Source organism: Microbacterium terrisoli (assembly GCF_030866805.1).
GTDB lineage: Bacteria > Actinomycetota > Actinomycetes > Actinomycetales > Microbacteriaceae > Microbacterium > Microbacterium terrisoli.
Map to the genome: position 1 here is coordinate 3,199,448 of NZ_CP133019.1, position 13,799 is coordinate 3,213,246.

Below are 13,799 nucleotides of genomic sequence, written 5' to 3' on the forward strand. Positions count from 1 at the left end.
CCTGCTTCGCGTCCGGGCAACGGCGGCAACGGGATGACGCGCCGATACGATCCGAGCATAGCGGCACCGGTCGACCACACGGGCCCGATGTCAGCCGGCCCGATGCGGCCCGATGTCAGCCGGATGTCAGCCGGCGAGCCCCTTGCTCTGGGCCTGGACGAGCGCGTCCTGAAGGGCCCCGACGTCCTTGCTGGAGACGAACTGACCGATCGCTGACGTGACGTCGTTCAGCCACGAAACCTTCACGGCGGCACCGTCAGCCAGGGAGCTGACCAGGGTGTCATTCGCGAACGAGGCCATCGCGCCCTGCTGGTACAGCGGATAGTCGGTGGCGGTCGCGTCGGCGCGTGCGGGGATGGAGCCGTTGGCCAGGTTGAACGCCTTCTGCCCGTCGGCCGAGCTGACCGTCTTCAGCCACGACGTCGCGGCGCCGGGGTGCGGCGCACCCACCGGCAGGGTGAACGACTCGGCCACGAAGTCGAACACCCCGTCGGTTCCGGGAGTCGGCCAGGTGGTGTACTCCTGGCCGTACGTCTTGCCCTTGGCGTCGAATTCGGCCAGGGCCCAGTCGGCCATCACGTTGTAGGCGGCGTCGCCGTCGATGACCCTGTCGGTCGCGGCCGGCCAGCTCTGCCCGGCGCCGTCGGTGTTCGCGTAGGCCAGCAGCCTGTCGTAGTAATCGATCGCCTTCGTGACGCCGGCGGAGCCGAACGGCGTCGAACCGTCCCACAGTCCCTGGTAGTCGTGGGCGCCCAGCACCGAGAGCAGCACGTTCTCGAACAGCTGCACCTGGGCCGCGTCAGCGGCCACCGACAGCGGAGTGCCGACACCCGAGTCCTTCAGTTTCTTCATGTCGCCGAGCCAGGCGTCCAGGTCGGCCGGGGCTTTGGTCGGGTCGATGCCGACCTTGGTGAGCAGAGCGGTGTTCAGCCACACGACGTTCGCACGGTGGATGCTGCTGGGCACCGAGTAGATCTTGCCGTTGAGCGTGAGGCGATCCAGCAGCGCCGCCGGGAAGACGTCGGTCAGACCGTTCTGCGTGTAGAACGAGGTGAGGTCCTCGAGCTTGCCGGCATCGACGTCGTCGGTCAGCTCGGCACCGGCGTGCGCCTGGAACGAGTCCGGCGGATCGTTCGCCTTCAACCGCGAAGCCAGAACATTCTTCGCGTCCGAGCCTGCGTTGCCGGCTGCGGCCGCATTGACGAACTCGATGCCCGGGAACTGCTCGTCGAAGACGGCGACCAGGGCGTCCAGACCCGTCTTCGCTGAGCCGGATGCCCACCAGGTGAACACGTCGACCTGGCTCGTGTCGCCGCCGTTCTCGCCCGTGTCGGTGCTGCCGGTGCACCCGGTGAGGGCGAGACCCGCCACGATGAGACCGGCGATCGCCGCGAGCGTCTTGCGCATGTGATCCTCCTCCGGATGTCTTCAGTCTGCGTGATGCCGGCCCGTCTGTGTCAGCCGCTTCTGTATCAGCCGCTTCTGTTGGCCGGTGCGCGGACTTCTGGCATCCCCTCCACCATCCGAATCTCCCACCCGCTGAAGTCGATGGTGCGGTGATGCCACCAGCACAGCGGCACTCCGTTGTCGGTATGGGTGGGACCGCCTTTCGCATGTCCCTGCACGTGGTGGATCTCACACCAGGACGCGGGGAGGTGGCATCCAGGGATGATGCAGGCACCGTCACGGGCGGTGATCGCCCGCCGCTGGTGGCCGGAGAAGGTGCGGTTCGGGGATCCGACACCGTTGTCTCGGTTCAACTCGTCGGCCGAGATCGTGACCGGCAACGTTGGCGGCAGACCGCCCAGAGTCGGGCTTTCGGCGGATCGCGCCGCGACCCCCAGGATCGTCGCGAACTTGTTTTCTGTGGATAATCCGTCGGCGACCCGCCCTGTGGAGGAGGCGCTGCGGCTCAGGCGGCGGTGACGCCGAGCGAGGCGAGCAGTTCGCTGCGATTCGTCCCCGGCTCGGGCAGGAACCGACCTTCGCGCAGCACGATGATCCGGTCGGCCAGGCGCAGCGCCTCATCGACGTCGTGCGTGACCAGCAGCACGGCCGGGCCGTGCCTGCGGCAGAGGTCGCCCACGAGGTCCTGCATCTTCAGGCGGGTCAGTGCGTCGAGGGCCGCGAACGGCTCGTCCAGCAACAGCAGTTCGGGGCTGCGCACGAGCGCCCGAGCCAGCGCGACGCGCTGCGCCTCACCGCCCGACAGTGTCAGCGGCCAGGCGCGTTCGTGCGCGGCAAGACCCACCTCGGCCAGCGTCCGACGGGCGGCGTCCGCGACGGCCGCGCCGCCCAGACCGATCGTCACGTTCGCCAGCACGCGCTGCGAGGGGAACAGTCGCGGCTCCTGGAAGACCACCGTCCGTGCCGGGGGCACCAGCAGCTCGCCGCCGTCGACGCTCTCCAGGCCGGCGAGCATGCGCAGCAGGGTGGTCTTGCCCGATCCGCTGGCACCCAGCAGCGCCACGAACTCGCCGCGGCGGATGTCGAGGTCGATCCCATCGAGGATCACCCGGTCGCCGAAGCGCTTCTGCACGCCCCGCAGCCGCACGGCCTCGGCCCCGATGGCACCCTCAGAGGCGCCGCCACCCGCGACGCTCGCCTCCCGGGGCGCGACGCTCGGCCCGTGCTCCGCGGCATCCACCGCCCCGCGCTCCGCGGCATCCACCGCCGTCCCCCTCACGCCCGCACCGCCCGGGAACGCAGCCACGGTGTGCCCACCCGCTCCAGCCCGCGGATGAGGGTGTCGGCGACGAGGCCGAGCAGCCCGTAGATCAGGATGCACACGGTGAGGATGTCGGTGCGCGAATAGTTCAGCGCCTGCGCCATGAGATAACCGAGGCCGGCCAGGGCGTTGATCTCTTCGGCGGCGATCAGCGCGATGATGCTCAGTGTGGCCGACAGTCGCAGGCCCGAGAACAGTCCCGGCAGGGCGCCGGGCAGGATCACCTGGCGTGCGGTCGCCCAGCGCGACAAGCCGAAGACGGATGCCGCTTCCAGCAGCTTCGGGTCGGTCGCACGTACCGATCCCGACGCCGAGACATACATCGGGAACGTCGTGGCCACGGCGATCAGGGCGATGCGCGCCGTCTCGCCGATGCCGAACCAGACCATGAACAGCGGCACGAGAGCGAGGAAGGGCAGGGCGCGCAGCGTCTGCATGCCGGAGTCGAACACTGCCTCGCCGGAGCGGGTCGAGCCTGCGATCAGGCCGAGGAACAGGCCGATCGACACACCGATCACCAGGCCCGCGCCCGCACGGGCGAGCGAGACGGCCAGAGCCTCGGGGAGCTGTCCGTTGTTCCACAGTTCGACGGCTGCCTGCCCGACCTGTGCGGGCGAGGCCAGCACGTCGGGGGTCAGCAGTCCGGTCGCCGTCGCCAGCCACCAGATCGCGACGATGGCCAACGGTCCGCCCAGCCGCGCCGCGACCGCGCCGACGGTCGACCGGTCGCGGTGCCGGCGCACACGCGGAGTGACCAGTGCGGTCAGTGCAGCGGCGGGGCTGGCGCCGCCCGGGCCCGCGCCGGGGGTCCCGGCCGCGGCATCCTGCACTGCCGCCGGGTCCACGCGGGCGGGCCCTGCGGCCCCTTCGAGCACGTCGGTCATGGGTTCAGCCCTTCAGCTTCGTGACGTCGATGACGTACTTCGACACGTCGACCGCACCCTTGGTGATGCCGCGATCGGCATAGAACTTCGCGACCTCGGCGAAGTCGGCCACCTGCTGTGCGCCGATCGGCTGCAGCGGGTGCGACGCCCGGTACTCCTGCGCGGTCAGCTTCACGGCGGCGCCGGTGACGGCGTCGGGCCCGCTGGTGCGGAACACGTTGATGTAGGGGTCGGGGTTCTTCTCGCGGTCGAGATCCTTCGCGTTGACATAGTCGTACAGGGCCCGCACGACGGCCGGGTGCTGCTGGGCGAACGCGCTGCGCACCGCCAGCACGCTGTAGTTCTGCGACCCGACCTGCTTGCCGTTGACCAGGAAGTGCTCGTGCTGCACCGCGCGCTCGGTGGTCGAGAACGTCGACCAGGTGGCCCACGCGTCGACCTGACCGGAGTGGAACACGGCCGCGCTCTGCGCCGGCTGCAGGTACACGCGCTGCACCGCGTCTTCGGAGATGCCCGCCTGATCCAGCGCCTTCAGCAGCAGGTATTCGCTGGTCGACCCGTGCCACACGGCGACCTTCTTGCCGACGAGGTCCTTGACGGTGTCGATGCCCGAACCGTCCTTGACGAGGATGCCTTCGCCGTTGTCGTCGGGCGCGGCCGCGGCGAACAGCTCGAAGCTCGGACTCTGGCCGAGCGCCATGATGGCCGACGTGATCGAGCCGGTCGCGACATCCAGCTCGTTCGCATTCAACGCGAGCGCGGCGGGTGCGAACGCGCCGGCCGTGCCGGTCCACTCGACCTTGGCGCCCACGGCGGCCAGCGCCCGCGTGAGGCTGCCGTCCTTCTTGCCCAGGGCGAGGCTGCCGGCGTTGCCGGGGTCGGGAATGCGGATCGTGACGGTGCCGGCGTCGCCGGAGTCGGCGGCGGATGCCGCGGCGCAGCCGGCGAGGGATGCGGCGGCCAGCGCGGCCAGAGCGAGAGCCGCGATCGTGCGTGACAGAGTCAACGACAGGGGCAGGCGGCGGGTCATGACGGGTCCTTCGGGGTCGATGCGGAGCTTCGTGCGACGACCGCGTGGCCGTCGACGTCTGCGCTCAGGCGCAGGGTGGGGGTCTTCTCACCGGCGGTGACAGGCACGTCCAGCCGGTTCTCGGCCGGCGGCAGCGGGCAGGTGCCGAAGTCGCTGTAGGCGCAGGGCATGTTCACGGCGCGGGTGAAGTCGACGACGATCGCGACGCCGGACGCGCCGTCCGATTCCGCGCCCGCTTCGCCGCCCGATTCCGGCAGGTCGACGATCACGTTGCGGCCGGCGCCGTAGGTCGTCAGCGCGTTGGTGGCATCGCGGAACGGCAGTCGCACCGTGCCGGGCACGAACCCGGCGAAGGCGGTCAGTTCGTACGCCTGGCCATCAAGGGTCAGGCGCACGGTGCCGACGGCGTCGAGCTCATGCGTGAAGCGCCCGGTCGCGGCATCCACCGCCACCCGGCGGGCCTGATCCCACGGCTCATAGCGCGCGGGCACGACCCACGCCGCATCGGGGGCGTATGCCGGAGTGCCGTCGAAGGCCGCCAGCAGGGGCGAGTAGGCCGACCGAGGGCGGGCGATCACGTGGGCGCCGCGACGGGCGATCTCGACCTCGCCGTCCGCGAAGGTCAGCACGTGCGGCGTCAGAGTGCCCAGCACCGTGATGCCGTCGAGTTCTTCGGCGTCCCCTTCTGCACCCTCTCGTCTACCCAGCCGCAGACCGTCGGCGGCGGTCGCCTCGATGACGACGTCGTGCGTGCCGGCGGGCACGGAGAACAGCCCTGGCACCTCGGCGATGCGCTGCGGCTGCGCGGTCAGCCACACCAGGCCGGTGAAGGCCAGCACCCCGTGCGGATCGCGGCGGCGGCGGTCCGACTCGTCATGCCAGCTGCGCCAGGATGTCGCGAATTCGTCGTCACCGACGCGCGAGTCGCGCTCAGCCGACGAGGGGAAGGACGTGTTCGCCGACACGGTAGGCCTCCTCGAGGTGCGGGGTGGATGCGAGGATGAACGAGTCGACGCCCAGATCGACGAGGCTCTGCAGCTGCGCGGCGACCTGCTCGTACGAGCCGACGAGGCCCAGTGCGGGGCCGGCGCGCAGAGTGTTGAAACCGGCCCACACGTTCGGCTCGATCTCGAGGTCGCGCCAGTCGCCGCTGGTGGGCACGATGCCCGCCTGCCGCGAGACGCCCACCGAGTCGCCGCCCGCCGGTGACTGCCCGCCCAGCGGCTGCCGCCAGGCGCGGTCGATCTCGGCCCACGCGAGCTCGGGTGTGGACCGGGCGAGGATCTCGATGCGCAGCGCGAACTTGGGCGTGCGGCCCGCCTCGGCCGACTTCTCGCGCACGCGGTCGAACTTCTCGGCCAGCTGCGCACGCGGTTCAAGCCACGACAGGTAGAAGTCGGCGTGGGCGCCGGCGGCCTCGATCGCGGCATCCGATGACCCGGAGAAGTACAGTTCGGGAAAGTCCGCCCCGGCCAGCTGCGGCGGCAGGGCCCACCGATCGGTCTGGAAGAAGCGCCCGTCGTATGTGAACGGGGCGCCCGACCACACGCCCTTGATGATGTCGAGGAATTCACGGGTGCGCGCGTACCGGTCGTCGTGACCGACGCGATCGCCCCACCACAGCTGGGCGGGCCCCCCGCCACCGGTGATGACGTTGAACACGAGCCGTCCGTCCGACAGCTGCTGGTAGGTCGCCGAGGCCCGGGCGACCTCGAGCGGGTGCAGGAATCCGGGCTGATAGGCGACCATGAACCGGTAGGTGCCAGTGCCGGCCAGCAGCGCACTCGCGTACGCCCACGGGTCATCGGTGGAGGGGAACGACGGCAGCAGTCCGCCGGTGAACCCGGCCGATTCACTGGCCTTGGCCACCAGCAGGGCGTGGTCGATGTAGCTGAACGTGTCATCGACCTCGCCCTCGCGGCGGAACGGCGCGACGTTGCCGGTCGTCACACCGCGGGCGTTGCCGCGGCCGTACTTGTGCGGCGTCGAAAGGCTGGCGTGGTCGCCTTCCATCGCGATGCGCCAGAAGAACTCGGTCATGCCGCTGCCTCTTCTTTCTCGGTGTCGGTGTCTTTCTCGGTGTCAGTTCGGGTGTCGGCGGGCTCGGTCGCCTCGGCGTCGCCGACGCGGCGGCCGGCATCCAGCGCCGGCAGCACATTCTCGGCGACGCGGTACAGGTCGGCGATCGGATCGGCGGCACGGAACACGATCTCGGTCACGCCGTCGCCGATCGCTTCGGCGAGCGCGTCGATGGTCTGCGCGTGGCTGCCGACGATGCCGTCATTTACACCCGTCTGGGCGGCGTCGGCGCGCGCTTCGGCCTCGCTCACGCGGGTCAGGATGCCGACGGCCAGCGCGTGCCCTGCCGTCGGCCGCTGTGTGATCACGGTGCCGTAGACCGTGGCATCCCCCGTCTGGTCGGCGGGGCGGTACAGGCGGGGAAGCCGCTGTCCGGACAGGATGCCGCGCAGCCCGCCGGCTTCGACCTGGAAGAACCGGCCGTCCACGTCGAAGCGCACGGTGTCGTCGTCCTGCGCGACGGGCTGTTCGTTCCACACCCCGCGGAACACCCGGGCGAACTCGACCAGTCGGGCCGCGGCATCCCGTTCGTCCAGGGCCTTCTCGTGCGGCGCACGTGCCCGCAGAGCAAGGTCGAGGCGCCCCGACGCCGCGCGCTGCGCCGTGGCGAACAGCTTCGCCAGGTACACGGGGCTGCCGGCGCCTGCATGGGTCTCGACGATGATGCGCGTCTGGCGAGTGGCGCGGGCGAGGATGCCGGCGACGACCAGCGTGCTGTCGCCGGCATCGTCCCACGGGAGATAGAGGGCGTCGAATCCGGCCTGGTCGGCGCCGCGGGCGATCTGCTCGTAACGCGACACGGCGGCCGTACCGGTGATCCCGGGGTGCCGGGTGGGGACGGTCCATGCGAACTGCGTCGCCGGCCGGGACAGTGACCTGGACATGGTGCGTTCCTGTCTGTGGAGGGGTGGTGCCAGGCACGCTATGAGAGCCTCCGACCGGCCGCACACGGTGACGACACATGACGACACGTCTCGTCACACTTCGTCGGACAACGACATTTCGCGTCTTCTCGCGTCCTCGACGGCGACGCGGGGCGGGATGCTGCGGCATCCTGACGGCACCGCCGCAACCCGCGGCACCGGCCGCACCCGCGGCATCCACACACCGCCGCGACCGCGGCATCCGAACAGGAGCACCATGCCGACGCAGACCGCACCCGCGGCTGAGGCCGAGCTCGCACAGCCGGTGGCGACGCACGCGCCGAGTCCGGCACTCAGCGACGTCGTCTACACCGACCGCGCCGGCATCGCCCAGACCTTCGACGTGCACCCCGCGACGGGTCGGTGGGCGCCGCTGTACGACGGAGCGGTGTTCGTGCACCTGCACGGCGGCGGCTGGCGCGTGGGCGACAAGGCGCGCCTGAGCGTGGCCGGCCGCCTCGCCGCGCTGGGCGTGACCACGATCAGCGCGAACTACACGCTCACCCCCGACCGGCCGTATCCGCGCAACATCGACGATGTCTTCGACCTGGTCGCCTTCGTGCACGAACGACAGGCCGAACTCGGTCTCCACGCGCAGCGCATCGTCCTCGGCGGCGCGTCGTCGGGCGGTCATCTGGCCGCCCTGGCCGCCACCAAGGGCACGGCCGAAGACCGGCTGGCCACGCCGCTGGGCGGTGTCGTGTCGTGGTTCGCACCGTTGAGCCCCTCCTCGCGCTACCTCACGCACCGCTACCCGCCGCAGCAGTATCCGGGCGGGTTCTGGGACCGCGGCCTCGCCTCGGGCGCGCGCGGTGACGACCCGTTCCGCGCGTTCATCGGCACCGACGAGTTCGCCGAGGTGTCGCTGCGCGACGCGTGGGATGCCGACCCCCGGTTCCATCTCGACCGGGTCGAGGCATCCGCCCTGCCGCCGTTCCTGCTGCTGTCGGGCACGCGCGATTCGATCGAGATCCAGTCCTCGCAGCGACAGCTGTTCGACGCGCTGAGCTGGGTCGGCGCCGACGTCGAGCTGCTCACGATCGAGCAGGCCGACCACGAGAGCCCCCGCTACCTGAGCGACCCGGCCCAGGGAGCGGTGACCGGATTCATCCGCGGAGTGCTCGATGCCGCCCGCAGCGAAGCCCCCACCCCCACCCCCACCTCGAACACCTCGAACACCCCGAAGGAGCACTCATGACCGCCCTGGCCCCCGACCTCACCGCCGCACTGCCGGCCTTTCCCGACCCCGCCGACGCGCGCGTGTACGACGACGCGTTCGCCCTGGTCGGCAACACCCCGCTGGTGCGCATCAACCGGGTGGCGCCGGATGCCGCAGCCGCGGTGTACGTCAAGCTCGACCAGTTCAACCTGGGCGGATCGAGCAAGGACCGCATCGGCATCAACATCGTCCGCGAGGCGATCGCCTCGGGCCAGCTGCGCCCGGGTCAGCGGATCGTCGACTTCGGCGCCGGCAACACCGCGATCGGCTACGCCCTGGCCGGGCAGGCGACCGGCCACCCGGTGACGATCGTGGCCAACCCGACGCTGTCACCCGAGAAGGCGAACCTGCTGCTGCTGCTGGGTGTGGACATCGTCCCCGGCCGCAGCGACGTACCCGCAGGCCACCCCGATCACTGGGCGGCGATCTCGGAGCGCTATGAGCAGGAGGACCCCTCGAACTGGTGGGCGCGGCAGGAGTCGGCGACCTCGAACCCGCACTCGCACGCGCTGTCGACGGGGCCGGAGATCTGGGCGCAGACCGGCGGGCGCGTGACGCACTTCTTGGCGGCCGTGGCCACCGGCGGCACCGTCAGCGGCACCGGCGCATACCTGAAGTCGCAGAACCCGGACGTGCAGGTGATCGCGACCGACTTCGCCGAGAAGGCCGACAAGACCAACGCGCGCGCATACATCGAACGTCGGCCCGGATACGAGCAGCTCGAACGCGACTTCCCCGCGAACTACGACCTGGACGTGATCGACCGGCTCGAGACCCGCACCAAGGCCGACGTGATCGCGTTCGGCTGGGAGGTGGCGCGCACCGAGGGTCTGCTACTGGGCACGTCGTCGATCCTCAGCCTGCTCGCGGCCCTGGACATCGCACGGGATGCCGCACCCGACGACGTGATCGTCTCGTTCGCCGCCGACAGCGGCCGCGACTACCTCACGCGCGAGTACAACGCCGGCTGGCTGCGCGAGAACGGCTTCGCCGCCGTCGCCGATCGCTTCGCCTGACTCGGTTGACGGCGCGCGTGCCGCCCCGGCGCGGCGTTCACAGACTTCGGAGGATCTGACCGATCTCGGACGATGTGGGCGAAATCGTCCGAAGTCCGCGCGACCCTCCGAAGCCTGTGAGCGATCGACGGCCTACTGCGGGTCCAGTGCCAGGTCGTCGAGGTCGATCGCGGCCAGCCAGGTCAGGCCCTCTGCCTCGACGGCGGCCTGGGCACCGGTCTTGCGGTCCACGATCACGGCGACGGCGACGACCTCGGCGCCCTCGCGGCGCAGCGCCGCGACCGCCTTCAGCGCCGACTGGCCGGTGGTCGAGGTGTCTTCGACGACCACGACGCGGCGACCCGCGACATCCGCCCCCTCGATCTGGCGGCCGCGGCCGTGGTCCTTGGGCTCTTTGCGCACGACGAACGCGTCGAGCGGGTGGTCGGTTGCCACCGACTCGTGCATGACGGCGTTGGCGATCGGGTCGGCGCCGAGGGTCAGCCCGCCGACGGCGACGACGTCGAGATCACGCACCAGGTCGTACATGATGCGTCCGATCGCGGGGGCGGCACGGTGGTCGAGCGTGAGCTTGCGCATGTCGACGTAATAGGTCGCCTTCTTGCCGCTGGACAGCGTGAAGTCCCCGTGGAACACCGCCTCGTCGGTGATCAGGCCGATGAGGGCCTGGCGGTCGGCTTCGAGCGCGGGCGTGGAGGCGACGGTCATGCGACCGAGTCTACGGGCCGAGGCTCACACGCCCCATGCGCTTCCTTCCCGCGAAATTCCGCGTGTTCTTTCGGCCGCGATCGCCGCCAGGATTCGGAGGTCCTCTCAGCCGGGCGCATATAGTCGGTCTGAGATGTCCCTGCGGCCTCGATCCCTCGGGGTCGCACACCCGATCACCCGATCACCCGACCGATCACGGAGCATACGTATGCGCATCGGCATCGTCGCTGAGACCCCTGGGGAGAACCGCGTCGCCGCGACCCCCGTCACCGTCGCAAAGATCCGAAAGCTCGGCTACGACGTGGCCGTGCAATCCGGAGCGGGGGCGGCATCCTCGTTCCCCGACTCCGCATTCGCCGACGCGGGCGCTGCCATCGTGCCCAGACAGGATGCCTGGGCCTGCGACATCGTGCTGAAGGTCGCAGCTCCCACCGACGATGAGATCGCGCTGCTGCACCCGGGCGCAGTGCTGGCAGCGCTCCTCGCCCCCTCGCTCAGCCCCGATCTGCTCGCCGCCCTCGCCGCACGCGGGGTGACGGCACTGGCGCTGGACGCGGTCCCCCGCATCTCGCGCGCGCAGTCGATGGACGTGCTCAGCTCCATGGCCAACATCGCCGGCTACCGCGCGGTCGTCGAGGCCGCCCACGAATTCGGTCGTTTCTTCACCGGACAGGTCACCGCCGCCGGCAAGGTGCCGCCTGCCAAGGTGCTCGTCGCCGGCGCCGGCGTGGCGGGCCTCGCGGCCATCGGCGCGGCCTCGAGCCTGGGTGCGATCGTGCGCGCCACCGACCCCCGCCCCGAGGTCGCCGATCAGGTTCACTCGATCGGCGGCTCGTACCTGCCGGTCGACGTCGCCGTCGAGCAGTCCACCGACGGCTACGCCAAGGCGACCAGCGAGGCGTACGACCGCCGCGCCGCCGAGATCTACTCCGAGCAGGCGCGCGAGGTCGACATCATCATCACGACCGCGCAGATCCCCGGCCGCGCAGCCCCGCGCCTGATCACGGCGGCCGACGTGGCGAGCATGAAGCCGGGCAGCGTCATCGTCGACATGGCTGCGGCCAGCGGCGGCAACGTCGAGGGGTCGGTGGCCGGGCAGCGCGTCGTCACCGACAACGGCGTAGTCATCCTCGGCTACGCCGACCTGGCCGGGCGCCTGCCCACGCAGGCTTCGCAGCTGTACGGCACGAATCTGGTGAACCTCCTCACCCTCCTCACGCCCGAGAAGGACGGCGTGCTGGCGATCGACGACGACGACATCGTGCAGCGGGCGGTGACCGTCGCGCGCGACGGCGCGGTGACGTGGCCGCCGCCGCCCGTGCAGGTCTCGGCGGCACCGGCGAAACCGGCTGCCGCCGCCGCGGCATCCACCCCGGCCAAGCCCGAGAAGCAGCCGATGTCGAAGGCGAAGAAGACCGGCCTGGTCGCCCTCGGCATGGCCGCACTGTTCCTCGTGTGCACGTTCTCTCCGCCGCCGCTGCCGCAGCACTTCCTCGTGCTGACCCTGGCGGTCGTGGTCGGCTTCTACGTGATCGGCAACGTCACGCACGCGCTGCACACGCCGCTGATGAGCGTGACCAACGCGATCAGCGGCATCATCATCGTCGGCGCCATGGTGCAGCTGACGGTGCCGCACCTGGCGGTGCAGCTCCTCGCGGCCGGGGCCGTGCTGCTGGCGAGCATCAACGTGTTCGGCGGGTTCTCGGTGACCCGCCGAATGCTCTCGATGTTCGTGAAGGGAGCTGACCGGTGAGCGCTCAGGCTGTGGCCGGCGCGGTCGCCGGCGGTGCGTACATCGTCGCCGCCCTGCTGTTCATCCTGTCGCTGGCGGGGCTCAGCCGACACGAGCGCGCCCGCGGTGGCGTGGTCTACGGCATGGTCGGCATGGCGATCGCGCTGGTGGCGACGCTGTGGCTGATGGTGGCCGACGCCTGGGGCGACCACACCGCAATGCTGGGGCTGATCTTCCTGGTCGTGGCCGTGGTCATCGGGGCGGCGATCGGGCTGTGGCGGGCCCGCACGATCCCGATGACCGGGATGCCGGAGCTGATCGCCCTGTTCCACTCGTTCGTGGGCGCGGCAGCCGTGCTGGTCGGCTGGAACGGAGCACTGTACACCGAGGGGATCCCGGCGAACCTCGAGGGCATCCACCACGCCGAGGTGTTCATCGGCGTGTTCATCGGCGCGGTGACCCTGACCGGATCGATCGTGGCGTTCCTCAAGCTCTCGGCGCGGATGTCGTCGCGCCCGCTCATGCTGCCGGGCAAGAACATCATCAACGTCGGCGCGCTGGTGCTGTTCATCGCGCTGACCGTCTGGTATGTGATCACTCCGGAGCTCTGGCTGCTGGTGGTCGTCACGGTGCTCGCGCTTGCTCTGGGCTGGCACCTGGTCGCCTCGATCGGCGGCGGAGACATGCCGGTCGTGATCTCGATGCTCAACAGCTACTCGGGGTGGGCGGCGGCCGCTGCCGGCTTCTTGCTGAACAACGACCTGCTGATCGTCACCGGTGCCCTCGTGGGCTCCTCCGGTGCGTACCTGTCGTACATCATGTGCAAGGCGATGAACCGGTCGTTCATCTCGGTCATCGCCGGCGGGTTCGGCATCGAGGCGCCCACCTCGACGAGCGACGAAGAGCAGGGAGAGCACCGGGAGACGGATGCCGCAGCCGTCGCAGATCTTCTGACCTCGGCATCCAGCGTCGTGATCACCCCCGGCTACGGCATGGCCGTCGCCCAGGCGCAGTACCCGGTCGCCGACCTCGCCCGCCGGCTGCGCGAGCGCGGCATCGATGTGCGCTTCGGCATCCACCCGGTCGCCGGACGCCTGCCGGGACACATGAACGTCCTGCTGGCCGAGGCGAAGGTGCCTTACGACATCGTCCTGGAGATGGACGAGATCAACGACGACCTGGCCGCGACCGACGTCGTGCTGGTGATCGGCGCGAACGACACGGTCAACCCGGCCGCCGCCGAGGACCCGGGTTCGCCGATCGCCGGGATGCCGGTGCTGCGCGTGTGGGAGGCGCACAACGTCATCGTGTTCAAGCGCTCGATGGCGTCGGGATACGCGGGCGTGGCCAACCCGCTGTTCTATCGAGAGAACACGCGCATGCTGTTCGGCGATGCGAAGGATCGGGTGCAGGACATCCTGGCCGCGCTCTAGTGCGACGCGCCGCTCGCTCCGGGTAGCGTGGGGCTCAGACTGCGACG

Annotated in this window: 13 protein-coding genes; 5 read left to right on the forward strand and 8 right to left on the reverse strand. The window is 70.3% G+C overall.

Annotated features, from left to right (window positions below; translation table 11 throughout):
• Window positions 1–126: 126 nt before the first annotated feature.
• Window positions 127–1,407, reverse strand: a complete 1,281-nt coding sequence (locus tag QU603_RS14505; protein WP_308492085.1) for an ABC transporter substrate-binding protein — start codon at window positions 1,405–1,407, stop codon at window positions 127–129.
• A gap of 261 nt (window positions 1,408–1,668) precedes the next feature.
• Between QU603_RS14505 and QU603_RS14510 the strand changes: the two genes are divergently transcribed.
• On the forward strand, window positions 1,669–1,926 hold the full coding sequence (locus QU603_RS14510; protein WP_308492086.1) for a hypothetical protein: 258 nt from the start codon (window positions 1,669–1,671) through the stop codon (window positions 1,924–1,926).
• On the opposite strand, the gene QU603_RS14515 is transcribed toward QU603_RS14510, so the two are convergent.
• The 6 genes from QU603_RS14515 to QU603_RS14540 are packed head-to-tail and all read right to left on the reverse strand — an operon-like array spanning window position 1,913 to window position 7,605.
• The gene (locus QU603_RS14515; RefSeq protein ID WP_370655313.1) at window positions 1,913–2,713 is read right to left on the reverse strand and encodes an ABC transporter ATP-binding protein; all 801 of its coding nucleotides are present in this window, start codon (window positions 2,711–2,713) and stop codon (window positions 1,913–1,915) included. The genes QU603_RS14510 and QU603_RS14515 overlap by 14 nt on opposite strands.
• Window positions 2,683–3,612 (reverse strand): ABC transporter permease, encoded by a 930-nt coding sequence (locus QU603_RS14520; RefSeq protein ID WP_308492087.1) that lies wholly within the window; start codon window positions 3,610–3,612, stop codon window positions 2,683–2,685. Before QU603_RS14520 ends, QU603_RS14515 begins: the two co-directional genes overlap by 31 nt.
• Window positions 3,613–3,616: 4 nt before the next feature.
• Entirely contained in the window at window positions 3,617–4,642 is a 1,026-nt protein-coding gene (locus QU603_RS14525; RefSeq protein ID WP_308492088.1) for an NrtA/SsuA/CpmA family ABC transporter substrate-binding protein, read from the reverse strand.
• On the reverse strand, window positions 4,639–5,607 hold the full coding sequence (locus QU603_RS14530) for a DUF1684 domain-containing protein (protein ID WP_308492089.1): 969 nt from the start codon (window positions 5,605–5,607) through the stop codon (window positions 4,639–4,641). Before QU603_RS14530 ends, QU603_RS14525 begins: the two co-directional genes overlap by 4 nt.
• Window positions 5,573–6,682, reverse strand: coding sequence for an LLM class flavin-dependent oxidoreductase (locus QU603_RS14535; RefSeq protein WP_308492090.1), 1,110 nt, complete (start codon window positions 6,680–6,682; stop codon window positions 5,573–5,575). Before QU603_RS14535 ends, QU603_RS14530 begins: the two co-directional genes overlap by 35 nt.
• Window positions 6,679–7,605, reverse strand: coding sequence for an LLM class flavin-dependent oxidoreductase (locus tag QU603_RS14540; protein WP_308492091.1), 927 nt, complete (start codon window positions 7,603–7,605; stop codon window positions 6,679–6,681). Before QU603_RS14540 ends, QU603_RS14535 begins: the two co-directional genes overlap by 4 nt.
• A 256-nt stretch (window positions 7,606–7,861) precedes the next feature.
• Between QU603_RS14540 and QU603_RS14545 the strand changes: the two genes are divergently transcribed.
• A complete protein-coding gene (locus QU603_RS14545) occupies window positions 7,862–8,842 on the forward strand; it encodes an alpha/beta hydrolase (protein WP_308492092.1) in 981 nt (326 codons plus the stop codon).
• Window positions 8,839–9,879 carry a PLP-dependent cysteine synthase family protein gene (locus tag QU603_RS14550; RefSeq protein WP_308492093.1) on the forward strand — a complete coding sequence of 347 codons (1,041 nt, stop codon included), beginning with the start codon at window positions 8,839–8,841 and terminating at the stop codon, window positions 9,877–9,879. Before QU603_RS14545 ends, QU603_RS14550 begins: the two co-directional genes overlap by 4 nt.
• A gap of 132 nt (window positions 9,880–10,011) precedes the next feature.
• On the opposite strand, the gene pyrE is transcribed toward QU603_RS14550, so the two are convergent.
• Window positions 10,012–10,587 (reverse strand): orotate phosphoribosyltransferase, encoded by a 576-nt coding sequence (gene pyrE, locus QU603_RS14555; RefSeq protein ID WP_308492094.1) that lies wholly within the window; start codon window positions 10,585–10,587, stop codon window positions 10,012–10,014.
• Window positions 10,588–10,795: 208 nt separating this feature from the next.
• Between pyrE and QU603_RS14560 the strand changes: the two genes are divergently transcribed.
• Both QU603_RS14560 and pntB read left to right on the forward strand, forming a co-directional pair.
• Window positions 10,796–12,340, forward strand: a complete 1,545-nt coding sequence (locus tag QU603_RS14560; RefSeq protein ID WP_308492095.1) for a Re/Si-specific NAD(P)(+) transhydrogenase subunit alpha — start codon at window positions 10,796–10,798, stop codon at window positions 12,338–12,340.
• The gene (gene pntB / locus QU603_RS14565; protein WP_308492096.1) at window positions 12,337–13,752 is read left to right on the forward strand and encodes a Re/Si-specific NAD(P)(+) transhydrogenase subunit beta; all 1,416 of its coding nucleotides are present in this window, start codon (window positions 12,337–12,339) and stop codon (window positions 13,750–13,752) included. The genes QU603_RS14560 and pntB overlap by 4 nt, the downstream gene beginning before the upstream one ends.
• Window positions 13,753–13,799 lie beyond the last annotated feature (47 nt).

Excerpts from the sequence above, each read along its gene's own strand:
- QU603_RS14505 (WP_308492085.1), bottom strand. The coding sequence starts at position 1,407 with ATGCGCAAGACGCTCGCGGCGATCGCCGGTCTCATCGTGGCGGGTCTC.
- QU603_RS14510 (WP_308492086.1), top strand. The coding sequence starts at position 1,669 with ATGATGCAGGCACCGTCACGGGCGGTGATCGCCCGCCGCTGGTGGCCG.
- QU603_RS14520 (WP_308492087.1), bottom strand. The coding sequence starts at position 3,612 with ATGACCGACGTGCTCGAAGGGGCCGCAGGGCCCGCCCGCGTGGACCCG.
- QU603_RS14525 (WP_308492088.1), bottom strand. The coding sequence starts at position 4,642 with ATGACCCGCCGCCTGCCCCTGTCGTTGACTCTGTCACGCACGATCGCG.
- QU603_RS14535 (WP_308492090.1), bottom strand. The coding sequence starts at position 6,682 with ATGACCGAGTTCTTCTGGCGCATCGCGATGGAAGGCGACCACGCCAGC.
- QU603_RS14540 (WP_308492091.1), bottom strand. The coding sequence starts at position 7,605 with ATGTCCAGGTCACTGTCCCGGCCGGCGACGCAGTTCGCATGGACCGTC.
- QU603_RS14545 (WP_308492092.1), top strand. The coding sequence starts at position 7,862 with ATGCCGACGCAGACCGCACCCGCGGCTGAGGCCGAGCTCGCACAGCCG.
- QU603_RS14550 (WP_308492093.1), top strand. The coding sequence starts at position 8,839 with ATGACCGCCCTGGCCCCCGACCTCACCGCCGCACTGCCGGCCTTTCCC.
- pyrE (WP_308492094.1), bottom strand. The coding sequence starts at position 10,587 with ATGACCGTCGCCTCCACGCCCGCGCTCGAAGCCGACCGCCAGGCCCTC.
- QU603_RS14560 (WP_308492095.1), top strand. The coding sequence starts at position 10,796 with ATGCGCATCGGCATCGTCGCTGAGACCCCTGGGGAGAACCGCGTCGCC.